The following is a 25194-nucleotide window of genomic DNA, read 5'->3' on the forward strand; positions in this document are numbered from 1 at the left end:
GTTATTACTCTTTACGTTGTATGGTAACGCATGGCACCACACAGTTCACCGTTCGCCCGGCTTCGGGAAAAGTTCGAGGAGCCAGACCTCGAGTGCCGACAGTGTGGGTATCTCGCTTCCAACAGCGAATGGCACGTAGAGACGACGGGGGGTCGCGTCCAGTACCAGTTCGTCTGCCCAGTCTGTGAGGCAGCCGAGGTCCGAGAGGTTCGCCTGAAGGAGTGACGGCAACCCGTGAGACAGTGACGTTCGTGGCCCAGCAGACACGTGTCCGTGATCTGACGGAGTGCAACGACAGCTACGGGCCGCAACTGCGCCGGCACTGACCGACAGTAACCGCCGAGAGCGTCTCGTCCGCTTCCGAAAGCCGCTACCGGGCCGCCACTCGAGCGACACAGCAACGGCCGGGAGATTTATTTGTACAGTATGATAATTCGTGTACACGTCAAAGCGTGAACTAGAACGCGGCTGGGGTGGCCGTACAACCGCCCCCGTCACTATGTTAGTCAAACAGATCATGTCCACGCCGGCGGTAACAATCGGCCCGTCTGCGACGCTGCGCGAGGCCGTCGGGACGATGCTCGAAGAGCAGATCGGTAGCATCGTCGTCGTCGATCCCGGTATGGTCGGTATCGTAACTCGGTCGGACATCCTTCGGACCCAACATCAAACCGGATTGTCACTCGAGGAGCTACGGGTCCAGGATGCGATGACCAGCGAAGATGTCGTGAAAGTCTCACCGACGAACGGCGTCGACGAGGCGGCCGAAGCAATGACGGAACACGAAGTCAAGCGACTGCCCGTCTTCGAAGGCATCGACCTCGTCGGTGTAGTGACGATGAACGACGTCGCTCGCTGTCTGCCGGATCGGGTCGACGAGATCAGACGGACGCTCAAGCGAAAGAACAAGGACGGCTGGTAACGCCCCGCCAACGAAGGCGCTTTAGGGCCTGGCCCGCTTTTTTCCTCCATGAGTCACCCCACGCCCGACGTCTACGAGCAGGGCAGAGGCATGGACGCCCACAATCAGGTGATGCGCGGGATTCGATCGCGCAAGGAAGCCAGCTACGATCCCCACGAACCAACTCGCGTCTGGCTCGACGAGGACAACACGCCCGACGGTGTCAAAAAGAGCCTGACGATCATCCTGAACACTGGCGGCTGTCGCTGGGCTCGTGCCGGCGGCTGTACGATGTGTGGCTACGTCGCGGAAAGCGTCGACGGCGGCTCCGTCTCCCACGAGGCCCTGATGGACCAGATACAGGTCTGTCTCGATCACGAGGACGAAAACGCCGACGAACCTGCAGCCCTCATCAAGATCTACACGTCCGGTTCGTTCTTCGACGAGCGCGAGGTCGGTGCCGAGACCCGGCGAGCGATCGCCGAGACCTTCGCCGATCGCGACCGGATGGTCGTCGAGTCGCTCCCGGACTTCGTCGACCGCGAGAAGATCACGGACTTCACCCAGTACGGCGTCGACACCGACGTTGCAGTCGGCCTCGAGACTGCGACCGACCGAGTCCGTCACGACTGTGTGAACAAGTACTTCGACTTCGCAGACTTCGAAGACGCCTGTACCGAGGCTGCAGCAGCAGACGCAGCGGCCGACAACGCCGAAACTGGCGTCAAAGCCTACTTGCTGATGAAGCCACCCTTCCTCACCGAGTCCGAGGCCGTCGAGGACATGATCTCCTCGATCGAGCGCTGTGCCGACGTCGATGGCTGTCACACCGTCTCGGTGAACCCGTGTAACGTCCAGCGCTACACCATGGTCGACGAACTCTACTTCAACGACGGCTACCGACCGCCGTGGCTCTGGTCGGTCGCACACGTCTTAGAGGAGACCGCGAGCGTCGACGCCATCGTCGTCTCCGACCCCGTCGGCCACGGCTCCGACCGCGGGCCGCACAACTGTACGGAGTGTGACGACCTCGTCCAGAAAGCGATCAAGGACTTCGACCTGCGACAGGACTCGTCGGTCTTCGAACAGGTCTCTTGCGAGTGCGAGCTGACCTGGGAGACGGTGATGGAGCGAGAGCGGGGTTTCAACGGCCCGCTGACGAACTGACTGGGTCCATCACTTCACCGCAACGGAACCGGGGTTGTACTGCCCGCATTCTTTCAGCCAACCGAACTTTCACAAGAGTAACGTTGGTTTTAGTCGCCTTGACGCCGGCCGTGGCGTGGCTAACTCATGAAGCCGTAGGCTTTGTTTGGATGTTTCTTGGAACGCTCTTCTGTAGGAGATTGTTGATACTGCTCAGCTGTCGCTGTAGAATCGAAGAGAGCAAGGACACCGCGTTAGCGGTGTCCGTTAGGCATGATCCCGCTAGATGTGTTTGGGTCGGAATCGGTCGCAGCGGACCTGTTAGAGCAGGTTCGCTGGCGTAACGGTGTTACTTGCCCTCGCTGCCGTTCTGACCTGACGGTCAAGAACGGCAGCTATGGGCACTTTCAGCGCTATCTCTGTAAGAATTGCGACCGCACGTTCAACGACAAGACCGGCACAATCTTCGCCCATTCGAAAGTCGCACTCAGAAAGTGGCTGTTCTCGATTTACGCGTTTCTCCGGTTTAACACGAGTCTTCGTCAACTTCAGATAGAGATCGACGTCCAGTACAAAACGATATATCAGCGCGTCGAGCGCTTCACGAAGGCGCTTGATGCACCTTCGCTTGACCTTGTCGGACCGGTCGAAATCGATGAAGTCTACGTTTCTGCAGGGCTGAAAGGCCGCGAGCGCGACCAAGAGTCGCGCTCGCGTGGCCTGTCCACGCGTGGGCGAGGAACGTACGAGCAGGACAAACCGCCGGTGTTTACGATCGTCGATCGTGGCACCGGCGACCGATACGTGATCCCAGCGAAATCAGCCGACGAATCGACGATTCGGCTCCTTCTCGAAAACCGTCAGAAGGAGCCACTGACCGTCTATACTGACGGATTTCGTGCCTACGATCCACTGGCCGAGGACGACGCATTCGACCGCGAATACGTCGTCCACGGCGACGGCGAATACGCCAACGAAAACGTACACGTCAACACCTGCGAGAGCCACGGATCGCTGCTGCGACCGTGGCTCTCGCCTCATCGAGGCATCTCAAAAGACAAGCTCACACAGTATCTCCGAGCGTTCCAACTTCGACGAAAGCTACTGCGGAAACCAGGGAGAGAAGCGCTCAAACACGCTATCAAAGCGACGCTATGAGATCAACAAAGTGCTACACAAGAGCGTTCTTGGAATGTTTCTGCATATCTTATGGGGAGCTCACGGCTACTATCCGGATTATCCAGTTCTCCGATAAAGCTGGCTTTGTTGAAATCCTCTTCTTCTGACGTTACGGATCTAAAAGCAACTCTCGAAGAATTCTCCTCAGTTATGATTGTCAGTCGTCGCAGGGGAAGACAGTGAATAGAGGCCAAGTCTGGCGAGTGGTTACATCAGTTTGGTGGTCATCTCCATAACTTATGCGTGTATTACAGCAGCTATATCACTACGCCACAATTATTATCAGACTATGGTAGGAACTCTCCTCCTAATTGGGATTGTCGCGTCAATCTTTGTCGGGTTCAATATTGGTGGCTCATCTACTGGGATCGCGTGGGGGCCACCGGTTGGTGCTGGTATTGTCAAAAAGACGACTGCGGCAGCCCTCATGACGTTTTTCGTCTTTCTCGGTGGGTGGACTGTCGGACGGAACGTGATGGACACGTTGAGCGAAGGGATCATCACGATTGATCTCACGCTCTCCGCAGGTGTCGCCGTCCTCTTTTTCATTGGACTGGGCATTCTCATCGCCAATATCTTCGGGGTTCCTGTTCCAACGTCAATGACAACCGTTGGAGCGATAGCTGGCCTCGGTCTGGCGACAGGCACACTCAACTACGCGACAATTGCCGAGATCGTCGCTTGGTGGATCGTAACACCAATCATTGGGTTCTGGATTGGCGGTGTTATTGGACGATACATCTATCCGGAAGTCAACCGACGAGTACAGATTGAAAAATCAGATGGTCCATTGCTAACTCTTGAACGAGACGGAAAAATTCCGAAGCCCACGTTCGGCCCAAACACGACGTGGTCTGAAATCGGTAGCACGGCAGTTGTCCTCGTCATTGGTTGTTACATGGCATTTAGTGCCGGGGCGAGTAACGTGCCGAACGCCGCTGCACCGCTGGTGGGCGAAGCAGGGTTGGAAGCGAATATAGCGATTGTCATCGCCACGCTTGCTATCGGAGTCGGTGGGTTCACCATCGCCCGCCGGACGATGGACTCTGTCGGGGGCGAACTGAGTGACATCCCGCTACTCGCAGCGCTGTTCGTCATGGTTACGGCATCGACAATCACAACGCTTCTCTCGTGGATTGGGATTCCAATCAGCCTCGTGATGGCAACGGTGATGACGATTGTCGGCATTGGGTGGGGTCGCGCAACTCGACCGATTACCGTCCGTGAGGCCGTTACTCAGGACACGAAAGAGAGCGAGGTTGTCCCCGGTGCGATCACCGCCGACGAGATGGAAGGCAAACCAGCCGCACCGATTGGTGAAGAAGAACCGGAAGGGGTACTCAAAGCGGGTGACCTCTTCAATCCACGTGCCGTGATGAAATATATCTCGATGTGGATTATCGGTCCCTCGGTCTCGACACTTCTGGCCTACGGATTCTTCATTCTCGTTCCGGGAGTCGTCTGACATTGGGAGTTAGGTAGCTGGAAAACGTCTTTTGGGATATGGGCTCACAAATTCTTGTTCCGATGGATGACTCGGACCACGCTAGTCAAGCCCTCGAATATGCGCTCGACAATTATCCAGAGGCCGAAATCACCGTCTTACACGTTGTTGGTGTCCCATCAATGATGATGGGGGAAGCGACGGCTCTCGCTCTCGAAGACGACATCAGTGAGGCTGCTGCCAAGCGATCTGAGTCCGTTTTCGAACGTGCCCACGAGATAGCCGACGAGCAGGGTCGAGAGATCAACACGGTCGTTGGGATCGGGCACCCTGCCCGGAATATCCTCGACCGAGCTGAAGATTACGATGCTATCGTCCTTGGTGCCCACGGCGCAGATTGGAGCCGCGCAACACGCCGGTTTCTTGTCGGAAACGTCACGAAGACGGTGTCTAAGCGGGCATCAGTCCCAGTAGTCATTGTTCGTTGACCAATGCGTCCCAGCTATTGTGATGTGGTGAACGTTAGAGAGTCCGATCGAGATTGTGGACGATACACGCAAGGGCGAGTTCACGAAACTGCTTCCACCAGCGCTGTGAACGGACGAACGCACCGTACTTCCGCTTGAGCGTTGAGTTGACTGTCTCTGATTAACTCCGTTGGCCATAGAGGTCGGCGTCTAAGCGTGCGTTCCATGCCTTGTGAAGCGGTGTGAACTCACGATGCTTGATTAGTGGACGAATCTCGTGTTGACGGGCAAGCCGTCTGATTTTCTGGTCGTCGTAGCCTTTGTCCCCGAGCAGGATTTCGATAGTCTTAGGGTTGCGTTTGATCAACGACGGAGCGATCTGGCTATCGTGTTTCCGTGTCGTCGTCACGTGCAAATCAAGGACTGCGTTCACTTTGGAATCGACCAGCAGTGTTACTTTGAGTTGCTGAATCGTGAGTTTGGCTCGTTTCGTGTAGTGTTTTGAGGCGTGACTGCGGTCGAATCCCGAAGCATCAATCCCCGCAACGCCGTTGGTCGGGAGCAGTGAAACAGAGAGATTGAGCAGCACTCGCCAGACAGCCATATCGAGTCTATCGAACGCTTTGCACAGTGTTGATGGAGCAGGGAGTTCAGTGAGATTGATCGCGTTGCGAATACGGGGCATTTCGATGAGTTCGTCGAGGAGTGTACGATAGGTCGTGTTCTTCCGAACCTTGAGACAGAGGAGAACGATGTGCTGATGGAGCGTGTAGCGTTGTTTCGAGAACTTCGAGGAGTATCGAGCTACGGCACGTTTCGCTAACTGAAATGCTTCCTCGACAAATCGGAGCAACCGAGACTTTGGGAGGGTCTGCATCTGCTCACGCTCTTCTGTAGGAGATTGTTGATACTGCTCAGCTGTCGCTGTAGAATCGAAGAGAGCAAGGACACCGCGTTAGCGGTGTCCGTTAGGCATGATCCCGCTAGATGTGTTTGGGTCGGAATCGGTCGCAGCGGACCTGTTAGAGCAGGTTCGCTGGCGTAACGGTGTTACTTGCCCTCGCTGCCGTTCTGACCTGACGGTCAAGAACGGCAGCTATGGGCACTTTCAGCGCTATCTCTGTAAGAATTGCGACCGCACGTTCAACGACAAGACCGGCACAATCTTCGCCCATTCGAAAGTCGCACTCAGAAAGTGGCTGTTCTCGATTTACGCGTTTCTCCGGTTTAACACGAGTCTTCGTCAACTTCAGATAGAGATCGATGTCCAGTACAAAACGATCTATCAGCGCGTCGAGCGCTTCACGAAGGCGCTTGATGCACCTTCGCTTGACCTTGTCGGACCGGTCGAAATCGATGAAGTCTACGTTTCTGCAGGGCTGAAAGGCCGCGAGCGCGACCAAGAGTCGCGCTCGCGTGGCCTGTCCACGCGTGGGCGAGGAACGTACGAGCAGGACAAACCGCCGGTGTTTACGATCGTCGATCGTGGCACCGGCGACCGATACGTGATCCCAGCGAAATCAGCCGACGAATCGACGATTCGGCTCCTTCTCGAAAACCGTCAGAAGGAGCCACTGACCGTCTATACTGACGGATTTCGTGCCTACGATCCACTGGCCGAGGACGACGCATTCGACCGCGAATACGTCGTCCACGGCGACGGCGAATACGCCAACGAAAACGTACACGTCAACACCTGCGAGAGCCACGGATCGCTGCTGCGACCGTGGCTCTCGCCTCATCGAGGCATCTCAAAAGACAAGCTCACACAGTATCTCCGAGCGTTCCAACTTCGACGAAAGCTACTGCGGAAACCAGGGAGAGAAGCGCTCAAACACGCTATCAAAGCGACGCTATGAGATCAACAAAGTGCTACACAAGAGCGTCTGCTCAAACTACCGACTGAATTTGTAACTCACTAAGGATTTCAACAGAGCCATAAAGCTTAGTACCCTGCAACTGGTGCTGCACTCCCGGTTGCTGCCCGGAACGCCAGTGCAAGACCGCCGAACATCATAACTATTCCTGCAGCGAAGAGCGTTTGCATGGGGCTTACTCCTGCGACGCCGGGCACCGAGTACCCCAGGAAGACGATAGGTTCGCTGACTACCATTGTGTCCAACGTCTCGGATGCAGTCGGTTGTCCGCGAGTCGCGTCCCTCAACACATCGAAGACCGGAGAGCTTCGGACTGTGTAGACCGCCCAAATCCCCAGCAGGAGTAGTTGAGTGACGCGATTCACGCCCGCCGTGAACGGCGGGATTCTCTCGCTGTAAGAAGATAGCCATTGATTTGACCCATGCTCGGAAGCGGACGTATATCGATCCCATAAGCAAACGTTGAGCATCCAATATGATCAATCTGCTTGTAACAACTGCAACTATTTACACACTGATCGCACAACTATCGTGCGATCAGGTGTGCATTGACTTGCAGTGGCTACTATAACTACGCGTTCTTTTCGAGCCCTTCGAGGACTCCCTGTCCGTCCGTCGGGCCGACATCGGGTAGCGTCGCGCGCTCGGGGTGGGGCATCAACACGGCGACCGCCTCTCGGTCGCCGAGCACGCCGGCGACGTTGTGCTTCGAGCCGTTGGGGTTGACATCGGGGCCCGTCTCGCCGTTCTCGTCGCAATACCGGAAGAGCACGCGGTCGTCGTCCTCGAGTTCCGCGAGTCGGTCGTCGTCGACCTCGTAGCGCCCCTCGCCGTGGGCGATCGGCACCTCGATGACCTCGCCTTCCTCGTAGGCCTCTGTCCAGGGCGTATCCGCGCGTTCGACCCGCAGATAGACGTGTTCACACTGGAAGCGGGCGCTCTCGTTGGTCGTGAACGCGCCCTCGGTCAGCCCGGACTCGCAGCCGATCTGTGCGCCGTTGCAGACGCCCAGTACGGGGACGCCCTCGCGTGCGGCCTCGCGGACCTCCTCCATGATCGGCGAGCGGGCCGCCATCGCTCCCGCACGGAGGTAGTCACCGTAGGAGAATCCGCCGGGCAGGACGATACCCGTGGTGTCTGCCGGCAGGCCGTCCTCGTGCCAGACGATCTCGGCGTCGATGCCGAGATGCTCGAGGGCACGTTCGGCGTCGCGGTCGCAGTTCGAGCCGCCGAATCTGATGATCGAGACCGTCATCTACCGTTCGTCGACCTCCACGTCGTAGTCGTGGATGGTCGGGTTCGCCAGCAGCCGTTCGGCCATCTCGTCCGCTCGCTCGCGCGCGTCCTCGGCCGACTCCGCCTCGAGGTCGATCTCGAACCGGTCTGCCGAACGCAAATCCTCGAGTTCGAAGCCCAGTCGCTCCAGAGCCTGCTGTGTCGTCTCGGCCTCGGGATCTAAGACGCCGTGTTTGAGTCGAACCGTCACCGTCGCGGTGTAGCCGGTCATTACCTGTTACCCCGTAACCGTGCTCAAAAACGCTTTCGACTCGAGTTTGAAATACACGATCGTGGATACTGTGCCGTCGTCGATCACGGCAGTAAGGCAAGCAGCGACGATCGCAGCCGGTATCCGATCGACCCGTTCCGATATCCGTTCCACCGGCGCAGCCCACCTGCGAGGGTGACCGCGTCGTGTCCCTCGTCCTCGAGGACGGCGGTCGCCTTGCGAGCGACTATTCCCGCCTTGCAGACCGTGACGACGGTCTTTCCGTCGGGAACGTCCGCGATCGATTCACGGAGTTCGGTTTCGTCGCCGCTCCTGAGGTCGTGGTAGACGGGGACGTTCCAACTCCCGTCGATTCGGTCGCGCTGGTACGACTCACGTGGGCGGATGTCGAGGACGTACGGCGAATTGCCGTCTTCGAGTCGCTCCTCGAGATCCGGTGGGCGTATCTTGCTCACAGACCCCAATACTACACACGTAGACAAAAGCTAGTCAGCGGAGACGGCGGACCGGACGGCCCCAGGAATCGATTCGGCGAGTCGGTCGGCTGCACGCCGCGCGCCGGCGACGTTCCCCGCGAGCGGGCCCACGACTCCGGCTGCCAGCGCCCCCGAAACGTAGATCGAACTTCGTCCGCCGTCGCAGCGACGCCACGCGAGCGTCCGGTCGTCCAGGATCGGCAGTCCGCGATACCCCCGCTCGAGGGAGAGTTCGTCTGCAAGACGGTCGACAAACGGATGTTCGAAGACGGGTTCGAACCCGGTCGCGAGGACGACCCGATCCGCGGAGAGACAGCCACCGTTCTCCAAAAGCAGTCGAACGTCGCCGTCGAGTGCGCGAGCGGAACGAACGTCGCCGCGCCGGATCGACAGCTCGCCGTCGGCAGCCGTCGACTCGAGTCGGTCGAGCAGCGTCGGTGGAATCGTCGCGTCGTTTCGCGCTTCCTGGACTACTTCGTACCGTGCCCGCGAACCCGGCGGATACCGGTGGAGGTGTGACTCGATGTGATTCCAGTTGATCCAGAGAGGGTCGGCCTCGGTGACCGCGTCCTCGAGTTCGTGACGAGTCAGTAGTGTGACCGGGTCGCAGTCGGCCAGGCAGTTCGCGAGTTGTGCGGCGGTGGTCCCGCCGCCGACGACGACCGTCTCCGCTGTCGACGCGTTCGGATCGAACCCGTCGTCCCAGACGTGTGCGATCCCGTCGACGTCGGCGGCCCACGCCGGGCAGTGGTACCGACCCCCGTGTCCGATCGCGAGGACGCACGTTCGCGTGCGAATCGTTCCGTCGTCGGTTGCGAGGACGAGACCGTCCCGACCCCCCTCAACCCGGCGAACCGACTCGACAGTCGCCCGCCGGTGGAGCGACTCGAGGTCCTTGCGCTCGATCACGTAGTCGGCGTAGTCGAGAAATAGCGACAGCGACGGGCGACGGGGGTAGCCCGGCGTCGGCAGGAGGTCGTCCTCGCAGGTACGAGCCTCGGCGAAGTCCTCGAGGCCGAACGGCTCCGTCCCGACGTGGTGGACGAACGTCGACCGCAGTTCGTCCATCTCGCAGGCGGCGGCTTTTCGGCGAAACGAGGCCAGGAGTCGATCGTGTGGGTCGACGATCGTGACGTCCTCGCGCTCGAGGTCGGCGTCCTCGAGCAGCCGCTGGATCAGGTACGTGCCGTGAATGCCGCCGCCGACGATGACACACTCGTACATCGACTCACGATACGTTCTGTTATTACTTTATCCCTTTGTGTTAACAATAGTTATTTTTAGATTGTATTTTATTCATAAAGAGTGTACTCGCCGTGTCGACCGAGAGGCCCCCAGTCGGTGGGAGGAATTTTTGTATTGGCGATCGAACAACAACGCATGACCACAGCACGGTCGATCGACCGCATTTCGGCACCCACAGCCGTCGTCATCGTCGCAGTTCTCGCGACGTTCGTCGCGCTCGCGGCTATCGAAACGTCGGTCGCGATCATCGTGGCGATCTTCGCGCTCATTTTCGGGTCTGAAACCCTCGAAACGCTCATGCCAGAAGAAAAAGAGGTCGAGAACGCCGATATCGACGAATCAACTCCGATCGAGAACCAGACCGACGCCCTCGAGCGGTTGCGCACCCGGTACGCCGAGGGCGAACTCTCCGACGCGGAGTTCGAACGGCGACTCGAGGTGCTGGTCGAGACGGAGACGGTTCCCGACGTCGAACGGTATCTGGACGACTCCGACGACGGTCGAGAGCGAGATCCGGCGCTGGACGCCGACCTCGAGTAACGCGGTCGTCACCGACGGAGCAGACAGTATTTTTATGCGTTCGGTGTGGGTAGGGAGTCACGATGCGACAGACTGTCAAACCGAGCTTCGAGTACGGCCGCGGCCCCGTCCTGTGGGGGGCCGTGACCGTGATCGTGCTCGGTCTCGTCGTGAACTTCGTCCTGCAGCGTCCCGGGTGGTTGATGCCGACCGCACTGGCCGGTGGCGGCGTCGCCGCCGCCCGAAGCGGCTTCTACGATCCCTCCGCAAACAACGGTGCCCTCGCAGCGATCGTCGGAACGGTCGCATTGATGCCGGTCCTGGCGATAACGCGAACAACTGGGATGTTCGGTATCGAACAAACCGGCGACACGATCTTCTTCTCGATCATATTCGTCCTGGCGTGGATCACGATCTTGTTCGTCGTCATCGCACCGTTTGGCTACATCGGTGGCTGGCTCGTCGATACCGTTCGACGACGCGTCGGTGGCCCGCTCGGTTACTGACGGGACGAAGCCCACCACTCAGGCAGTGAGCAATCGGTAAGCAGGATCTAAAATGCCGATTAGAGGCGTGAAAAGACGTCTCAAGGAATAAACGCCGCACCCACACTATTAACAAATATATCGCACAACATAATAACTACTATTATGCTCGACGTTATGTTGTTAATCAATGGGAGACGACTCGATCCCCGTGACGGTACTGTCCGGAACGCTCGGTGCCGGCAAGACGACCACACTGAACCACGTTCTGCAAGAAACCGACCGCGAACTGGCCGTCCTCGTCAACGACATGGGCGAGGTCAACGTCGACGCCGATCGCGTCGCCGAATCCTCCGACATCGCAGACGAGGACGAAGAGCTGATAGAGCTTTCGAACGGCTGTATCTGCTGTGAGCTCCGGGGCAATCTACTCGACGCCATCGGCGAACTTACCGCATCCGACCGGGAGTTCGACGCCGTCGTCGTCGAGTCGACCGGCGTCGCCGAACCCCTGCCGGTCGCCCAGACGCTCACCCTAGGGTTCGACCAGTCAGATCTCGATCCCACCGAGTTCTACGAGGAGACAGGCATCGAACCGCTCGAGGGCTGTCACCTCGATACGACGGTCACCGTCGTCGACGCCCACCAGTTCCACGAGGCAATGAACTCTGACGACGTTCTCGACGACGACGGGACGAAGAAACACCTCGGCGATCTGCTGGTCGAGCAAGTGGAGTTCTGCGACGTCCTCCTGTTGAACAAGTGCGACCTAGTCGACGAGGAAACGCTTGCGGAGATCGAATCGACGGTGTCGACGCTGCAGCCGCGGGCCGACATCGTCCGGACCGAGAACGGACGGATCGACCCCGACGAACTCATCGACACCGACCGGTTCGACTTCGAGGAAGCCAGCCAGTCTGCCGGCTGGATGCAGGAACTGCAACAGCCCCACGAGTCCGCCGAGGAGGAACACGGCGTCACCTCGTTTGTTTTCGAGGCCCGCCGGCCGTTCCACCCCGAGCGGTTCGCCGAGCTGCTCGACGAGTTCCCAGACGACATCGTCCGCTCGAAGGGCCACTTCTGGATTGCCAGCCGCGAGAGCGCAGCTATCACGCTCAACGTCGCCGGCCAGTCGGTGCGAGTCGCGCCCGCCGGAACGTGGTTCGACGCACTCCCAGCCGACGAACGCGAACGACAACTCGAGGAAAACCCCGAACTCGAGGAGATCTGGCACGACCGCTGGGGCGACCGGAACGTTCGACTCGTGTTGATCGGCGTCGAGATCGACCACGACGCGTTGCGACGCGACCTCGCGGACTGTCTGCTCACCGACGAGGAACTCGAGGCGGAGTGGTCGACCTACGAGGATCGGTTCCCGACGTTCGAACTGCCGGAAGAAGACGACGAGTCGGCCGAGGAAACGGACGCCGACAGTCAGGAAGAGATCGGACTCGCTGACTGAGGTGAGCCACGACGTGACCAGCCACGACGCCGACGGCGAACCGGATGCTGACGGGCGATCGACCGCAACAGGACCAAAAGCAGGAGGCGATGACCCGGCCACCCTCGAAGTCTCGCCGTGCTACCAGGCGTATCTCGAGCGACACGACGACAGGGTCGACTCCTGTACGATCTACTCGGCGGTCACCGCCGAGTCGGCTCGCGAACAGTGGATCAGGGCGTGGGGCGAGGCGTTCGTCTCGCGGGAGAATGCCAGATAACAGTACGACGATGTCGACACAGTTTCAAACCGCAGTCAAATCGGCCGTATCGCACACGCACCGACGCGCTGCAATCGATCGCATGATCGAGCGCGGCGAGCGAACGAACCTCGCACTGCTCGTCCAGATGGGGGGCCTTCGAGGCGAGTTCCGGCGGCGAGCCCTCGAGGGACTCACGAACTGTAACGCGAGCGGTGAACTCGCGGACCTCGCCGACGACACGACGATCGACCCGTCGTTGCGACGACGGGCCGACGAGGCGTGCTGACGCTGGTTCAACGAATCGAACGGTTCCGGTTACCGGCGAACGTCGGCGACCAATGAATGAACGAACTCAGGAATGTTGTTAACGTATAGGATCGATTCCTGTGCACTTCCTAGCAACTGTTTTTGTGTAAGAGAGAGTGGGTAGCAATGCGATGTCATACAACTGCTCGACCTGTGACGAGAGCTTCCAGTCGGCAGCCGGCGTCACCCAGCACGTCGCGTTGCATCACAACACCTGTGCCGTCTGTGACGATGGGTTCGACGACGTCGGATCACTACAAGACCACATCCACAAGAACCACTGATACGGTTTACTGTCAGTCAGTTCCGGTGCGACCACGAGCCTTCCTGCGGTCGAGCCGGTACATCAGTACAGCCGTCCATATGAGACGAGTTACCGTGACGACGTCCCGGTGCAACCGCGTCGGGTTGGGGCTGTGCCGGCATGCCGGACGGGAAGCCGTTTGAGACGGTCGGTCGCACGTGACGGTACGACCGCAAACCGAAACAGACTGCATCGAGATATCGTGCCAGCGAACCAGTGGCTGTCGCCGCGTCCGGCCAGTCACACTCGAAAGCGGGTTCGACCCGCGTTTTTCGATGCGTTCGAGTCTGTCCGTCGATATACCGATCGATGGAGATACCGCCGATCAGGTAACCGACCATTACATTCCGTGCCGTATACGTGTACGCTGTTCCGGTGGATGTTTGGCCACCAGTGGAGGGCAAGCCGAAACGTTCATAGCTATATGTATGGAATCACTGGACATGGCCACTAATCCAGGCTCCATCGGAAGGCTGCCGGCCGACGGTGAAATCGTGGCGGCGACCGACGAAATCGAGGGTCAGCCACACCTCGTCATCGCCGACATCGCCCGGGACGACGCCTGGATTTCGGTATCCGAGGCAGACGCCGCGTCGCTTTCGGAGTGGAAGTGACGCGGGGGTTCTCTCGAGTCCCGCGCTGGAGGCCCAGGAGCAGGTCGCCGTTTCTGTACGGGCTACTGTACACTCCACTGAAACAGGTCCGTTCCTACATAGCAGGCATGCTACTGTACGTTTATTTCCGCTGCCGCCGTAGATAGGTGTGGTATGTCACAACGTGAAATTCAGCAGGAGTTGTCGGTCGACCAGTACACGCTCGGTCTCGTCGGGCCAGAGCAAGAGTGGGTCGGTACCGTCGCCGACGGTGGCACGATCGAGACTTACACGCCACCAGCCTGTTGGGGCCCGATGATCACGCCGGAGTTCCGCGGCGGCCACGAGGTAACCCGACCGATCAGGGTCGAAAACGCGGAGGTCGGCGATGCGATCGCCCTGAAGATCAGGGAGATCGAGGTGACGAGCATGGCGACCAGCACCGGGACGATGCGGGAACGAAAAGAGGCGTTCGGCGACGACCCGTTCGTCGACCACCAGTGTCCTGAGTGTGGCACGGAGTGGCCCGACTCCGTCGTCGAGGGCACTGGGGAGGATGCGATCCGCTGTGTGGAGTGTGGCGCAAACGCTTCCTCCTTCGGTTTCGAGTACGGCTACACGGTCGCGTTCGACGAGGAGCGGACTGTCGGCCTCACGATGGACGAGTCGGGCGCACACGAACTCGCGAAAGACGCCGCGGAGGCGATGGATATCCCCGAGAACTCCCGCCAGCACCCGATCCTGCTGTACGAACCTGCGGAGATGCCCGGCACACTCGGCCGACTGCGCCCCTTTATCGGCAACGTCGGCACGACGCCGCCGGTCGAACTCCCCGACTCGCACAACGCCGGCGACTTCGGTCAGTTCCTGATCGACGCCGACCACGACTGGGGCATAGAGAACGAGGACGAACTCGAGAAGCGCACTGACGGCCACATGGACGTCTCCGAGGTCCGAGCGGGCGCGACCCTGCTCTGTCCCGTCGAGGTCGACGGCGGCGGGGTTTACGTCGGCGACCTCCACGCCAACCAGGGCGACGGCGAACTCTCCTTGCACACGACCGACGTCAGCGGTACCGTCAGGATGGACGTAGAAGTGATCGAGGGTCTCGACCTCAACGGGCCGATTCTGCTGCCAAACGAGGAGGACCTGCCGTTCATCTCGAAACCCTACAGCGAGGAGGAACGCGAGGCTGGACGGGAACTCGCGGCGAAACACGGTGTCGAGATGGACGAAGAGATGGGCCCGATCCAGGTGATCGGCTCCGGCGCGACGATCAACGACGCAACCGAGAACGCCTTCGACCGCGCGAGCGAACTCCTCGAGATGAGCGAAGGCGAGATTCGCTCGCGGTGTACGTTCACCGGCGGCGTGCAGGTCGGCCGGTTGCCAGGGGTCGTCCAGCTAGACATGCTCGCGCCGATGGACTTGCTCGAAGAACGAGGGATAGCGCACCTGGTGCGCGAACAGTACGATCTCTGATACGGGCCGCTGTAACGGTCTACCGGTGCAAAACACGTCTCATACGGTTTGCTGTCAGTCAGTTCCGGCACAACTGCGACCCGGGCGGCGGTTGCGCCGGTAAATCGTTACAGTAATCCGTCTCAGTCAGCGTCGCCTGCTTCAGTCTCGAGTGACGGGCGGCCGGTCGCGGCCAACTGTTTGCTCCACTTCTCGGAGACGATCGGTGCGAGAGCCAGGAACGCCATAACCGCGACGAAGACGGTCACCATGACGCTGGCGACGACCGCGACGCCGACTGTCGGATCGAACGGGACGATACTCGCCGGAATCGGGGTGACGGGAACAGTCATTGCTTGCTACTGCGTGGCGGCCCACGACATATGAGGGTTACTGAATAGAGTGGCGGGCAGGCCTGCCCCTCGGTAGACGCTTCCCCTTCGTCGGCGGAAAACGCGAGTTCTACAGCCGTCGAACCGCACCGATCGCACTCGAGAGCGGCGGCGCGTCGAACAGTTCTCGGCCGACGTAAGCGTTGGTCCCGGCACAGTACATATCCCGTGCGGTCTCGAGAACGTCGTCCTCGAGCGACGCCGGCCGTTCCTCACAGAGGGACTTCCAGTCGGCGACACCGTCCTGTTTGGCTTCGGCCTTCGCAGCCTCGACGGCCCGAACCCAGTCGGGCTGGGTGCGCTTGTGGTACTGTCGGAGGACCTCCTTCGAGAGCTGTGTTCCTTCGTAGCTGAAACGGTTCTCGTCGAACGTGCCGACGACGTCGGCGACGCGGATCTCGCCGTCGTAGTAGCAACACTCGATCTTGCCGTCCTGATGGTCTAGTCCTGCCTCCTGGGCCCGGTCGGTGACGAGCCGATTGACCTCACGGGCGATCGACTCGAGGTCGGCGATATCGGCGATACCAGCGATCGTATCCGCCTCTTTGCGATCGAGGTAGCGGTCGCTCTCTTCGTACTTCGTGGAGAACTCGACGATCGGGGCCTCGAGGTCGACGGCTTCGGCGGGCCAGCTATCGAGACCGAGGCCGTGGTCGGCGGGATCGGTGCGACGACGCAAGCTCGAACCGATCGGGACCTGGTTCCGGAAGACGACCTCGAGTGGGATGAGGTAGTTCTCCCCTGCGTCACCGTGATAACTGTCGTAGTCGTACTCCCGGCCGTCGTTGGGGAGGTCGGGGACCTGCGTCAGATCGATCGCCATCTCGCGGGGCGGTTCCGAGACGTCCTCGAGGGCGATCGGGTCGTCGTCGCCGTCGGGAACGACGCCGCGGTAGTGGGTCGGGATGCCGTCGGATTCGAGGAGTTCGAAGTTGAACGCGCCCATCGCACAGAGACTCGCTCCTTTGTCGGGGATCGTGTCGGGCATCTTTCCCCAGTCGAAAACTGAGTAGTCGTCGGTGAAGACGAACGCACCACGGCCGAGTTCGTCGTCGGTCGCCGCCTCCTCGACGCGGAACTCTTTGACGCTCGTCACGGCTGCCACCCCAGCACGGGCCACTCGCTATCGTCCATATCCGAACACCCGGTACGATACCCCAAGAAGGTTTCAGTATCGGTCGTACCGTAGGCGGCTCCAGGGTGTGCGACCGCGACCGTCCGATAGAAGGGAGAACGGCAGCGATCACCACCGATCGAACAGTTTTGCACGAACAGGTGGGCGGGAGTCAATATCGTCGGAACGACAAACAGTGACAGCCAGTACAACAGTTGGATCAAGCGAGACCGGGCTAAGATTATGCCAATAGTGGGAGAGCCTAGTCGAGGGGCCACAAGCAATTTCACCACACGAAAGTAGTTCTTTGCTCAAATGTCGAGACCCGACCTATCCCTTCGCAAATATATCCGTCGGGGAGTCGAATTGTTGCCGACGGATCGCCTCCCCGAGACGCCCGACGCGGTCTCGCTCGAGTACGTCCGTGGGAGCTATCTGCGGAAGTTCGCTGCCGTCATGCTCGTCGTTCTCCTGGTCACCACGGCAGCAGCGGCGTTTTTCTACGTCGACATCACCGGCGAGATAACGGCAAACGCCCAGAACGAGATATCGATGGACGCCGAGGCCGAGGCGAACGACCTGGGTGACTGGATCGAAAGCCAAGAGCAGATGGCTGCCTTGCTCTCGACGAACGAAGTTTTGCACGATGGATCGGAGATAGAAATCGAACAGACACTACGGGACGAACGGGACGAGATGGAAGACGCCGTCCACGCGATCCACCACGTCGACCTCACGACCGACAGAATCGTTCACACCACCGACCAGTCCGTCGTGGGTGACGACATCTCGGAGATCGGTCTCGAGCTCCACACCCGAACCTCGAACAGCGATGCTGGCCACGGGTTCGAATACACGGGAGTCTCGAGCGAGGACGACATCCGCGAGTTCGAATATACAGGATCGTTAGACGTCGACAGAACGTACACGGACACCTTCGAGCACGGCGGCGATCAACTGATCGGCTTTCTGAGCCCGGTCGAGAGGGGCGACGAGCAGAGCGCGGTGATGGTCGTCTTCTCGGCGACCGAACTGTCCGATCAGTTCGAAGGATCGGTCGAAGACAGTTACACGCAAGTCGTCGACACTGCCGACGGCGACGTGATGATCGCTGGCGACGACGCGACGGTCCTGTCTCCGTACCGCGACGAGGGACGCGACAGCGAAGTCGTCCACGCCACACGAGTCGCGGAAGGCGACGCTGGCGATGCGATCGAGTACGACGAGACCGACGAGGTCGTCGGCTACGCGTCCGTCCCCGAGACGGACTGGGTGCTGCTCACCCACACGCCACAGGACAGCGCGTACGCGCTTGCAACCGACGTTGCAACGTCGTTGATCGTCCTAGTCTGTATCGCTCTTGCCGGATTCCTCACTATCGGCGCGACGGTCGGTCGCTCGACTGCAAACGCCATGGACGACCTCGCTGACGACGCCCGCTCTCTCTCCGCTGGCAATACTCGCGTCGAGATAGAGAACGATAACCGCATCGACGAAGTCGGACAGGTCAGAAACTCGTTTGCCGACATCCGGAACTACCTCGAGACGGCAGCAGATCAGGCCGACGCGATCGCCGGCCAGGAGTTCGACGCTGCCGTCCTCGAAGAAGACGTTCCCGGCCGCCTCGGCGACTCACTCGAGACGATGCACCAGGATCTAGAGCAGTCGATCGAGGAGTTAGAGCAGTCCAAGGCGGAAGCCGAGGCTGCCCAGGAGGAGGCTGCCGAGGCGCGCCAGGAGGCCGAAGACCTCGCCGACCATCTCGAGCGGAAGGCAGCCGAGTTCGCTGACGGTATGGCCGACGCTGCCGAGGGTGATTTCACCCGGCGGCTCGACGCGGACGTCGACAACGAGGCGCTCGTCGAGATCGCCACCGCCTTCAACGCGATGCTCGAGGACTTAGAGCGGACGATCGTCGACGTTCAGGCACTCGCGGAAGACGTCGACGACATCAGTGCGGACGTGACCCACCGAGTCAAGGAGATCGAGCGGGCAAGCGACGAAGTCAGCCACTCTACCGAGGAGATCGCCACCGCGACGGCCGACCAAAGCGACCGCTTCCAGGCGGTCTACGGCGAGATGAACGATCTCTCCGCGACGATCGAAGAGATCGCTTCGACCGCCGACAACGTCGCCACCGTCTCCGAAGAGGCCGCAAACCGTGCCGACGTCGCAGGCAACGCAGCCAGTGCGATCCGGACACAGATGAACGCCCTCGAGCGCCAGGCCGACGAGATCACGGATCAAATTCGGCAACTCGACGACGAGATGGGAGAGATTAGCGAGATCGTCGATCTCATCGACGACATCGCCGGCCAGACGAACCTGCTGGCGTTGAACGCTTCGATCGAGGCGGCTGCTGCGGGTGAGGACGGCGACGGCTTCGCGGTCGTCGCCGACGAGGTCAAGTCGCTTGCCGAAGAGACCGGCGAAGCGACTCAGCGGGTCGACGATCTGATCACCGACGTCCAGGCGTCGGTCGACGACACCGTCGACGAGATCGAACAGATGCGCGACCGCGTCGACGACGGCACCGAGGTGATCGGCGAGGGTATCACCGCTATCGACGAGATCACAGACCAGGTCGAGACGGCAAACGAGAGTATCCAGTCGATCAACGACGCCACCGACGACCAGGCCCGTGCGAGCGAACGCGTCGTCGACATGGTCGACGAAGCGACCACCATCAGCGAAGAGACCAAAGACGAAACCGAAACCGTCGCCGCCGCCGTCGAAGAACAGACCGCGACGATATCGGAAGTCGCCTCGGGAGCGAACTCGTTGACCGAACGAGCGGACGACCTCCGGCACTCGCTTGCGGCCTTCCAAGTCGACGTGGACGTCGACGCCGACGCAGTCGGCGACAGCAGCGAAGGCGAGCAAGACCCCGGCGTCGATGCCGGAATCGGCGAGAAAAACGCCGACGACGGCTGCACAGACGAAACCGGGCACGACGACGGTAGAAGCGACGAGAGTGGCGACAGCGACGAAATCGAAATCGAGTACGACGAAACAGATATCGTACGCAGACACGACGAGACCGACGACGAGTAGCGATCCGGCGGCGTACGATACCGACTGCTGTACCGATGTCCCGGTCCAATCACTCGCTTCGGATCGCGGTTACACCGGCACTGACCGACAGGCACCTGTATCGAGGAATCCACCACGCTTTTTTCACTGTACAGGAATCGTTACGCCGATGGACTCACCGGTGACCGAGGCCGACCTCACGTTCGGCCACGTCCCCGAGACCGACCAGTCGTTCGAGACCGCACTCGAGAAAGCCCGCAATGGCGACCGACTCACGGTCGAGGACGCCATCGAGTTGCTCACGACGGGGACGGACGACGAGGGGATCGACCGCCGACGCAAGGAGGCGGTCCTCGAGGCCGCGGACCGTCGGCGGGCCGAGGTGGTCGGCGACGAGGTCACCTTCACAGCGAATATCAACAACAACGTCACGACGGCCTGCAACGTGGGCTGTCTGTTCTGTAACTTCAAGGACGCCGCATACACGTTCGAACGCGACGCCGACGTCGAGACGGCTGGATTCACGAAGACGCCGGCCGAGTCACGCGAGATCGTCCGTGATGCGGTCGAGCGAGGTGTCTACGAGGTCTGCTCGGTGTCGGGACTGCACCCCGCGTTCGCGCTCGACGACGAACACCGCGAAATTCTCGAGGTCCACCCGAACCCGAAGGAAGTCAGCTACAGGCCGCCGGAGATCTACGAGACCAGTCCCAGCACCTACGTCGACCAGATCTCGGCAATGAGCGTCGACGGCGTTCACGTCCACTCGATGACTCCCGAGGAGGCCTACCACGCCAGGAGAGGGACCGACTGGTCCTACGAGAAGGTTTACCGTCGACTGAAAGAGGCCGGTCTCGATACGGTGCCGGGAACGGCCGCCGAAATCCTCGTCGACGAGGTTCGGGACGTCATCTGTCCGGGCAAGATCGACACCGACGGCTGGCTCGAGGCGATGGAGGCCGCGGCGAACGTCGGTCTCGGACTGACGGCGACGATCATGTATGGTCACGTAGAGAACGAGGCGCACCGTGCACTACATTTGAAACGGGTACGAGACTTACAGGAACGAGTCGACGGTGCGATCACGGAGTTTGTCCCCCTTTCGTTCGTCCACCAGAACACGCCGCTTTTCGAACACGATGTCGTCTCCGGAGGCCCAAGCACCGACGAGGACGAACTGATGATCGCCGTCTCGCGACTGTTTCTCGACAATATCGATCACGTCCAGTCTTCGTGGGTCAAGTACGGCGACGAACAGGGGTTGAAGATGCTCAACTGCGGCGCGGACGACTTCATGGGGACGATCCTCTCCGAGGAGATTACCAAACGCGCGGGTGGGGACTACGGCGAGTACCGGTCGTTCGAAGAGTACGTGGAAATGATTGCTTCAATCGGCCGTATTCCTGTCGAACGGTCGACCGACTACGAGAAACGACGCGTCGTCGATCCCGACGATCCGCCGTTCGGCCCACAGCTCGGGCCGAAAGCCGACGGGACGCCACTGCTGGAGAGCAAAGAGCAACGGGCCCCGGCCGACGATTGAGCGACCAGCTCAGGCTTCCTGTTCCCAGGGTTTCGTCTCCGCGTCGACGAACTCGAACAACTCCTCGAACTCGTCGGGTAGCTGGCGTTCGACGTGAGCCAGTTCACCACCAGGGACCAGTTCGCTCGTCAGGGCGACGACGGCCTTTGCCCGGTAGACGGCGTCAGCTGGCTCGACGTCGGCGGGCGTCCCGTACGACGCCTCGAAGTCGAGATCGTCGTCGTTCAGTTTCGTCTCGACGCGGTCGACAAACTCGTCGAAGTCGTAGGTGTGGCCATGCTCGACCGCGAGCAGGTACCGGTCGATCTCCATTGGCAGCGGACTCGCGACGTCGGTCGCTCCGCCCTCGTCGACGCGTTCACCGAGCGTCTCGAGCACCGCACGGGTCGTTCTCACGGCTTCGGCCTGCGTGTCGGCTTTGATTCGGTGCTGTACTTCGCCGACGAAATCGCTGTAGCTCGTAGCCATCCCGTTCGAGCGTGCAACGAGTCGAGTAAAAAACGATCAGCCGGCGACTGCAACGTACGACTGAGCCGTTACACGAGCAGCAACAGGCCGATCGCTGCCGCCAGAACGCCGCCGCCGGTCCAGCGAAGGCCGGGTCTCGCCAGCCGTTTGGCGGCGACGTACTGACAGGAGTCTGCGACGACGAACGCTGGCGTCTCCGGCCCGTCCTCGATCACCGCACCGACATCTCGCATCGTCTCTCTAGCGTCGATATCGTAGTGAGACTGGCCGAAGACGTAGACGTCTTCGCCCGGGTCGAGCCGTCGTTCGTAGTAGCGTCTGTTGTTCCCGGTCGAAACCTCGACCACGCCGAGGTCGATCGATCGGTTCTCGGACTCGAGTTCCGACTCCGTTTCGAGGAACTCCTCGACCTGTGTCGGTTCTTGCTCGCCCCCGTCGACACCAACCGTCACCGCTGTCGAGAGTGCGCAGTCGGCCTCTTCCGGTTCGACGCGGACGCCCGCGGTGTCGTCCTCGAGTCGGAACGGAACGGCCGCGGCTCCCTCAGCGACGGTGTTCCACGAGGACCCGTTTCCGCTTGACTGGTGCTCTTCGACCTCGTACTCGTAGACGAGACAGTCCGTGCCCGTCAGCGGTGACGAGATGGTCTCTTCCGCAGCAGTCGCTGTCCCCTCGAGTTCGACGGGAGTTTCGGCTCGCTCGACCGAGACGACGTCGTCGATTCCACCGGAGTAGACGTGATAGACTGGCCGGAGCTTCCAGCAACCGACCGCGACGAGGGCGACGCCGATCAGGACGAATAACGCACCAGGCATCGGTCGAACGTCTCATTTCGCGCCGATAATAGTATCGGTTCCTGATACTTCGTGGCGTCAGCTTCGCCTGTCGAAGACGACCTCGCCGTCGACGACCGTCAGCGCGACGTCGATCTCGTCGATCCGTTCGGCCGTCCACGGCGATTTCTCGAGGACGACCAGGTCCCCGCGTTTGCCGACCTCGAGGGTGCCGAGGCGATCCTCGTCGAACGCGGCGTAGGCCGCCCCTCGAGTGTATGCCCGCAGCGCTTCTGTCACCGAGAGTCGCTGCGCTTCGGCAGACGCGGTGACCGCGTGGTGGACGCCGAGCAACGGATCGAGTGGCATACAGTCCGACCCAAACGCCAGTGGGACGCCAGCGTCGAGGACGCGCCGGAGGCGGTTCGTCCGCCGTCGCCGATCCTCACCGAGTCGCTGCGCATAGAGACCGTCCTCACCGGCCCAGCGATGGAAGTTCGGCTGCATCGAGGCGACGATGCCCGCCTCGGCCATGCGCTCTATGTGTTCGTCGGTCGCGAGTTCGACGTGTTCGATCCGGTGGCGCGACTCTGCGGGATCGTCGGTGTCCTCCAGCGCCGAGATCGTCTCCTCGATCGCCTCGTCACCGATAGCGTGGGCAGTCACCTGGAAGTCCTCGTCGTCGGCGCGAGCGACGATCTCGCCGAGTTCGTCGGGGTCGACGACCCACTCGCCGGTGTTTTCGTCGTCGCCCTCGTAGGGTTCGAACAGTTTCGCCGTCAGCGCGCCGATACTGCCGTCGGTGTAGCTCTTGATCGCACCCGTCTGTACGCGATCACTTCCAGCGTTCGTCGCGAGGCCGACCTCCGCGACGCTCTCTATGTGATCCGCCCAGTAGTTGATGCGCACGCGCGTCGGTAGTTTGCCCGCGGCCTCGAGGTCTCGGTAGACGCGCGGCGCTTTCGAGTTGCGCACCATGTCGTGAACGCCGGTGACACCGCGTTCGACGGCGTACTCGAGGCCGGCGGTGACGAGGTCGTGGGTCTCCTCGGAGCCCGGTGCGATCCCCTTGCGGACGATTTCGGCGGCGTCCTCGACGACGACACCCGTCGGCTCGCCGTCCGGACCGCGTCGCACGTCGTCTTCGGGGAGGTCACCCGCGAACCGCTCGAGGGCGACGGAGTTCAGCGACGCGGCGTGCATATCCACCCGGAGCGCGACGACGGGACGCTCCTCGCTAACCCGGTCGAGGTCTTCGCGGGTGAGGTACGCTGCGTCGTCCCACTCGCTTTCGTCGTAGCCAAAGCCCTGGACCCACTCGTGGTCGGTCTCGTCGGCGCGGGCAGCGAGGCGCTCGAGACATTCCTCGGAACTCTCGGCCCCCGAGAGGTCCGCGTGGACGAGATACCGCCCGAGGTTCTCGATGTGCGTGTGTGCGTCGATGAATCCAGGCAGAACGACCCGTCCCTCACAGTCGATCACGTCGGTCTCGACGCCCTCGAGAAACTCGATCTCGTACTCGTCGCCGATCCGGACGATTTCGCCGTCGCGAACGGCGAGTGCCTCGTGAGTCTCGTCCGGGTCCGTCAGCGTGTGTACCTCCGCGTTCGTCACCAGGAGGTCCGCAGCGTCGGTCATGTACGATGGGCCTCGTGCGAAGGGCAAAACCGTAGCGGTCGCGGGCGAAGCGGCCGGTTGCGCCGAACGCGATCACTACTCTACGAAACGTAGAGAAAACCATCAGCAATTGATAAGTCATCTCCGTTCGATCGTTCACGTACATGGTCTCCCGCGAAAACCGCGCCATCGCCGGTTCGTTCGTCCTCCTCGTAACCGCCATCGCCGTCCTGACTGCAATCGACAGCTACACGGGCATCTCGATGGGCCAACACCCGCTTCCCGCCTTTCTGCTCCTCGTCGGGTTCGCGGTCGTCGTTCCACAGCTCTATCTTGCCGCGACCGACGATGGCGAAAGCGACGACGTCTCACCGCAGGCTCGAGTCCGATTCGCCACCGTCGCGATCGCCGCCTTCGCACTCCTGTTCGCGAGCGACGTGCTCCTGACTGGGTTCGAGGCGAGCCCGCTCGAGGACACTGAGGCCTTGCAGAACCTCCTGATCCTCGCAATCGGTGCCGTCTCGCTGCTGGTGCTTCTCGGCTACGAACTCGTCGCCGGCTCCCGCTCGAGCGGGAGCGGCGAGACGCGGTAACGAAAACGAAACCCGACCGAATCAGCAATCCTTAGGAGAGCCGACTGT

Annotated in this window: 27 protein-coding genes and 1 pseudogene; 18 read left to right on the forward strand and 10 right to left on the reverse strand. The window is 60.8% G+C overall.

Annotated elements, in window-relative coordinates:
• Nucleotides 1–30: 30 nt before the first annotated feature.
• The 6 genes from NATGR_RS05220 (at nucleotide 31) to NATGR_RS05245 (ending at nucleotide 5158) form a co-directional block, all read left to right on the forward strand.
• On the forward strand, nucleotides 31–225 hold the full coding sequence (locus tag NATGR_RS05220) for an HVO_0649 family zinc finger protein (RefSeq protein ID WP_005581578.1): 195 nt from the start codon (nucleotides 31–33) through the stop codon (nucleotides 223–225).
• Nucleotides 226–499: 274 nt separating this feature from the next.
• The gene (locus NATGR_RS05225) at nucleotides 500–922 is read left to right on the forward strand and encodes a CBS domain-containing protein (RefSeq protein WP_005581577.1); all 423 of its coding nucleotides are present in this window, start codon (nucleotides 500–502) and stop codon (nucleotides 920–922) included.
• Between the two features lie 48 nt (nucleotides 923–970).
• Nucleotides 971–2068 (forward strand): archaeosine biosynthesis radical SAM protein RaSEA, encoded by a 1098-nt coding sequence (locus NATGR_RS05230; protein ID WP_005581576.1) that lies wholly within the window; start codon nucleotides 971–973, stop codon nucleotides 2066–2068.
• Between the two features lie 252 nt (nucleotides 2069–2320).
• The gene (locus tag NATGR_RS05235) at nucleotides 2321–3205 is read left to right on the forward strand and encodes an IS1595 family transposase (protein WP_015233210.1); all 885 of its coding nucleotides are present in this window, start codon (nucleotides 2321–2323) and stop codon (nucleotides 3203–3205) included.
• 310 nt (nucleotides 3206–3515) lie between these two features.
• Complete coding sequence (locus NATGR_RS05240; protein ID WP_015233355.1) at nucleotides 3516–4691, forward strand: inorganic phosphate transporter; 1176 nt, start codon at nucleotides 3516–3518, stop codon at nucleotides 4689–4691.
• 38 nt (nucleotides 4692–4729) lie between these two features.
• Complete coding sequence (locus NATGR_RS05245; protein ID WP_005577232.1) at nucleotides 4730–5158, forward strand: universal stress protein; 429 nt, start codon at nucleotides 4730–4732, stop codon at nucleotides 5156–5158.
• A 34-nt stretch (nucleotides 5159–5192) separates the two neighbouring features.
• On the opposite strand, the pseudogene NATGR_RS05250 reads toward NATGR_RS05245, so the two are convergent.
• A pseudogene (locus tag NATGR_RS05250) lies at nucleotides 5193–6014 on the reverse strand (IS5 family transposase).
• A gap of 97 nt (nucleotides 6015–6111) precedes the next feature.
• Between NATGR_RS05250 and NATGR_RS05255 the strand changes: the two are divergent.
• Nucleotides 6112–6996 carry an IS1595 family transposase gene (locus NATGR_RS05255; RefSeq protein ID WP_015233210.1) on the forward strand — a complete coding sequence of 295 codons (885 nt, stop codon included), beginning with the start codon at nucleotides 6112–6114 and terminating at the stop codon, nucleotides 6994–6996.
• 589 nt (nucleotides 6997–7585) lie between these two features.
• Here NATGR_RS05255 and purQ read toward each other — a convergent pair.
• The 4 genes from purQ to NATGR_RS05275 form a co-directional block, all read right to left on the reverse strand.
• Complete coding sequence (gene purQ, locus NATGR_RS05260; RefSeq protein WP_005575714.1) at nucleotides 7586–8269, reverse strand: phosphoribosylformylglycinamidine synthase I; 684 nt, start codon at nucleotides 8267–8269, stop codon at nucleotides 7586–7588.
• The gene (gene purS, locus NATGR_RS05265) at nucleotides 8270–8521 is read right to left on the reverse strand and encodes a phosphoribosylformylglycinamidine synthase subunit PurS (RefSeq protein WP_005575716.1); all 252 of its coding nucleotides are present in this window, start codon (nucleotides 8519–8521) and stop codon (nucleotides 8270–8272) included.
• An 83-nt stretch (nucleotides 8522–8604) separates the two neighbouring features.
• Complete coding sequence (locus tag NATGR_RS05270) at nucleotides 8605–8976, reverse strand: rhodanese-like domain-containing protein (protein WP_005575718.1); 372 nt, start codon at nucleotides 8974–8976, stop codon at nucleotides 8605–8607.
• 30 nt (nucleotides 8977–9006) lie between these two features.
• A complete protein-coding gene (locus NATGR_RS05275) occupies nucleotides 9007–10221 on the reverse strand; it encodes an FAD/NAD(P)-binding protein (protein ID WP_015233357.1) in 1215 nt (404 codons plus the stop codon).
• A gap of 156 nt (nucleotides 10222–10377) precedes the next feature.
• On the opposite strand from NATGR_RS05275, the gene NATGR_RS05280 reads away from it, so the two are divergent.
• The 8 genes from NATGR_RS05280 (at nucleotide 10378) to NATGR_RS05310 (ending at nucleotide 15634) form a co-directional block, all read left to right on the forward strand.
• A complete protein-coding gene (locus tag NATGR_RS05280; RefSeq protein WP_005577244.1) occupies nucleotides 10378–10782 on the forward strand; it encodes an SHOCT domain-containing protein in 405 nt (134 codons plus the stop codon).
• Between the two features lie 62 nt (nucleotides 10783–10844).
• Nucleotides 10845–11267 (forward strand): DUF5518 domain-containing protein, encoded by a 423-nt coding sequence (locus tag NATGR_RS05285; protein WP_005577242.1) that lies wholly within the window; start codon nucleotides 10845–10847, stop codon nucleotides 11265–11267.
• 169 nt (nucleotides 11268–11436) lie between these two features.
• A complete protein-coding gene (locus NATGR_RS05290; protein WP_005577241.1) occupies nucleotides 11437–12708 on the forward strand; it encodes a GTP-binding protein in 1272 nt (423 codons plus the stop codon).
• Between the two features lie 13 nt (nucleotides 12709–12721).
• A complete protein-coding gene (locus NATGR_RS05295; RefSeq protein WP_049887848.1) occupies nucleotides 12722–12967 on the forward strand; it encodes a DUF7511 domain-containing protein in 246 nt (81 codons plus the stop codon).
• 10 nt (nucleotides 12968–12977) lie between these two features.
• On the forward strand, nucleotides 12978–13235 hold the full coding sequence (locus tag NATGR_RS05300) for a hypothetical protein (protein WP_049887849.1): 258 nt from the start codon (nucleotides 12978–12980) through the stop codon (nucleotides 13233–13235).
• Nucleotides 13236–13386: 151 nt separating this feature from the next.
• A complete protein-coding gene (locus NATGR_RS19850; RefSeq protein WP_015233360.1) occupies nucleotides 13387–13539 on the forward strand; it encodes a C2H2-type zinc finger protein in 153 nt (50 codons plus the stop codon).
• 463 nt (nucleotides 13540–14002) lie between these two features.
• Complete coding sequence (locus NATGR_RS19855; protein WP_172636011.1) at nucleotides 14003–14173, forward strand: DUF7556 family protein; 171 nt, start codon at nucleotides 14003–14005, stop codon at nucleotides 14171–14173.
• A gap of 153 nt (nucleotides 14174–14326) precedes the next feature.
• A complete protein-coding gene (locus tag NATGR_RS05310; protein ID WP_015233362.1) occupies nucleotides 14327–15634 on the forward strand; it encodes an acetamidase/formamidase family protein in 1308 nt (435 codons plus the stop codon).
• 122 nt (nucleotides 15635–15756) lie between these two features.
• On the opposite strand, the gene NATGR_RS05315 is transcribed toward NATGR_RS05310, so the two are convergent.
• Together NATGR_RS05315 and NATGR_RS05320 are read right to left on the reverse strand one after the other, a co-directional pair.
• Nucleotides 15757–15966, reverse strand: coding sequence for a hypothetical protein (locus NATGR_RS05315; RefSeq protein ID WP_005580712.1), 210 nt, complete (start codon nucleotides 15964–15966; stop codon nucleotides 15757–15759).
• A 109-nt stretch (nucleotides 15967–16075) separates the two neighbouring features.
• Nucleotides 16076–17101 (reverse strand): phosphoribosylaminoimidazolesuccinocarboxamide synthase, encoded by a 1026-nt coding sequence (locus NATGR_RS05320; protein ID WP_005580713.1) that lies wholly within the window; start codon nucleotides 17099–17101, stop codon nucleotides 16076–16078.
• Between the two features lie 333 nt (nucleotides 17102–17434).
• Here NATGR_RS05320 and NATGR_RS05325 point away from each other — a divergent pair, with 333 nt between their 5' ends.
• Both NATGR_RS05325 and cofH read left to right on the forward strand, forming a co-directional pair.
• Nucleotides 17435–20173: a methyl-accepting chemotaxis protein gene (locus NATGR_RS05325; protein WP_015233364.1), complete on the forward strand. Its 2739-nt coding sequence runs from the start codon at nucleotides 17435–17437 to the stop codon at nucleotides 20171–20173.
• Between the two features lie 148 nt (nucleotides 20174–20321).
• Nucleotides 20322–21695 (forward strand): 7,8-didemethyl-8-hydroxy-5-deazariboflavin synthase subunit CofH, encoded by a 1374-nt coding sequence (cofH, locus tag NATGR_RS05330; RefSeq protein WP_015233365.1) that lies wholly within the window; start codon nucleotides 20322–20324, stop codon nucleotides 21693–21695.
• Between the two features lie 9 nt (nucleotides 21696–21704).
• On the opposite strand, the gene NATGR_RS05335 is transcribed toward cofH, so the two are convergent.
• The 3 genes from NATGR_RS05335 to NATGR_RS05345 form a co-directional block, all read right to left on the reverse strand.
• Nucleotides 21705–22163 carry a DUF2267 domain-containing protein gene (locus tag NATGR_RS05335; protein ID WP_005580705.1) on the reverse strand — a complete coding sequence of 153 codons (459 nt, stop codon included), beginning with the start codon at nucleotides 22161–22163 and terminating at the stop codon, nucleotides 21705–21707.
• Nucleotides 22164–22231: 68 nt separating this feature from the next.
• Nucleotides 22232–22978, reverse strand: a complete 747-nt coding sequence (locus NATGR_RS05340; protein ID WP_005580704.1) for a GIDE domain-containing protein — start codon at nucleotides 22976–22978, stop codon at nucleotides 22232–22234.
• A 57-nt stretch (nucleotides 22979–23035) separates the two neighbouring features.
• The gene (locus NATGR_RS05345) at nucleotides 23036–24574 is read right to left on the reverse strand and encodes an amidohydrolase (protein WP_005580703.1); all 1539 of its coding nucleotides are present in this window, start codon (nucleotides 24572–24574) and stop codon (nucleotides 23036–23038) included.
• 143 nt (nucleotides 24575–24717) lie between these two features.
• Between NATGR_RS05345 and NATGR_RS05350 the strand changes: the two genes are divergently transcribed.
• Complete coding sequence (locus NATGR_RS05350) at nucleotides 24718–25146, forward strand: hypothetical protein (RefSeq protein ID WP_005580702.1); 429 nt, start codon at nucleotides 24718–24720, stop codon at nucleotides 25144–25146.
• The last annotated feature ends 48 nt before the right edge of the window (nucleotides 25147–25194 follow it).

It is taken from the genome of Natronobacterium gregoryi SP2 (genome assembly GCF_000230715.2).
GTDB classification, from domain to species: Archaea; Halobacteriota; Halobacteria; order Halobacteriales; family Natrialbaceae; genus Natronobacterium; species Natronobacterium gregoryi.

What these genes read in the sequence shown, in the direction of transcription:
- NATGR_RS05350 (WP_005580702.1), top strand. Translation starts at nt 24,718, where the DNA reads ATGGTCTCCCGCGAAAACCGCGCCATCGCCGGTTCGTTCGTCCTCCTC.
- NATGR_RS05340 (WP_005580704.1), bottom strand. Translation starts at nt 22,978, where the DNA reads ATGCCTGGTGCGTTATTCGTCCTGATCGGCGTCGCCCTCGTCGCGGTC.
- NATGR_RS19850 (WP_015233360.1), top strand. Translation starts at nt 13,387, where the DNA reads ATGTCATACAACTGCTCGACCTGTGACGAGAGCTTCCAGTCGGCAGCC.
- NATGR_RS05220 (WP_005581578.1), top strand. Translation starts at nt 31, where the DNA reads ATGGCACCACACAGTTCACCGTTCGCCCGGCTTCGGGAAAAGTTCGAG.
- NATGR_RS19855 (WP_172636011.1), top strand. Translation starts at nt 14,003, where the DNA reads ATGGCCACTAATCCAGGCTCCATCGGAAGGCTGCCGGCCGACGGTGAA.
- NATGR_RS05245 (WP_005577232.1), top strand. Translation starts at nt 4,730, where the DNA reads ATGGGCTCACAAATTCTTGTTCCGATGGATGACTCGGACCACGCTAGT.
- NATGR_RS05225 (WP_005581577.1), top strand. Translation starts at nt 500, where the DNA reads ATGTTAGTCAAACAGATCATGTCCACGCCGGCGGTAACAATCGGCCCG.
- NATGR_RS05275 (WP_015233357.1), bottom strand. Translation starts at nt 10,221, where the DNA reads ATGTACGAGTGTGTCATCGTCGGCGGCGGCATTCACGGCACGTACCTG.
- NATGR_RS05300 (WP_049887849.1), top strand. Translation starts at nt 12,978, where the DNA reads ATGTCGACACAGTTTCAAACCGCAGTCAAATCGGCCGTATCGCACACG.
- NATGR_RS05285 (WP_005577242.1), top strand. Translation starts at nt 10,845, where the DNA reads ATGCGACAGACTGTCAAACCGAGCTTCGAGTACGGCCGCGGCCCCGTC.
- NATGR_RS05280 (WP_005577244.1), top strand. Translation starts at nt 10,378, where the DNA reads ATGACCACAGCACGGTCGATCGACCGCATTTCGGCACCCACAGCCGTC.
- NATGR_RS05235 (WP_015233210.1), top strand. Translation starts at nt 2,321, where the DNA reads ATGATCCCGCTAGATGTGTTTGGGTCGGAATCGGTCGCAGCGGACCTG.
- NATGR_RS05240 (WP_015233355.1), top strand. Translation starts at nt 3,516, where the DNA reads ATGGTAGGAACTCTCCTCCTAATTGGGATTGTCGCGTCAATCTTTGTC.
- NATGR_RS05335 (WP_005580705.1), bottom strand. Translation starts at nt 22,163, where the DNA reads ATGGCTACGAGCTACAGCGATTTCGTCGGCGAAGTACAGCACCGAATC.
- NATGR_RS05345 (WP_005580703.1), bottom strand. Translation starts at nt 24,574, where the DNA reads ATGACCGACGCTGCGGACCTCCTGGTGACGAACGCGGAGGTACACACG.
- purQ (WP_005575714.1), bottom strand. Translation starts at nt 8,269, where the DNA reads ATGACGGTCTCGATCATCAGATTCGGCGGCTCGAACTGCGACCGCGAC.
- purS (WP_005575716.1), bottom strand. Translation starts at nt 8,521, where the DNA reads ATGACCGGCTACACCGCGACGGTGACGGTTCGACTCAAACACGGCGTC.
- NATGR_RS05315 (WP_005580712.1), bottom strand. Translation starts at nt 15,966, where the DNA reads ATGACTGTTCCCGTCACCCCGATTCCGGCGAGTATCGTCCCGTTCGAT.
- NATGR_RS05230 (WP_005581576.1), top strand. Translation starts at nt 971, where the DNA reads ATGAGTCACCCCACGCCCGACGTCTACGAGCAGGGCAGAGGCATGGAC.
- NATGR_RS05310 (WP_015233362.1), top strand. Translation starts at nt 14,327, where the DNA reads ATGTCACAACGTGAAATTCAGCAGGAGTTGTCGGTCGACCAGTACACG.
- cofH (WP_015233365.1), top strand. Translation starts at nt 20,322, where the DNA reads ATGGACTCACCGGTGACCGAGGCCGACCTCACGTTCGGCCACGTCCCC.
- NATGR_RS05325 (WP_015233364.1), top strand. Translation starts at nt 17,435, where the DNA reads ATGTCGAGACCCGACCTATCCCTTCGCAAATATATCCGTCGGGGAGTC.
- NATGR_RS05290 (WP_005577241.1), top strand. Translation starts at nt 11,437, where the DNA reads ATGGGAGACGACTCGATCCCCGTGACGGTACTGTCCGGAACGCTCGGT.
- NATGR_RS05255 (WP_015233210.1), top strand. Translation starts at nt 6,112, where the DNA reads ATGATCCCGCTAGATGTGTTTGGGTCGGAATCGGTCGCAGCGGACCTG.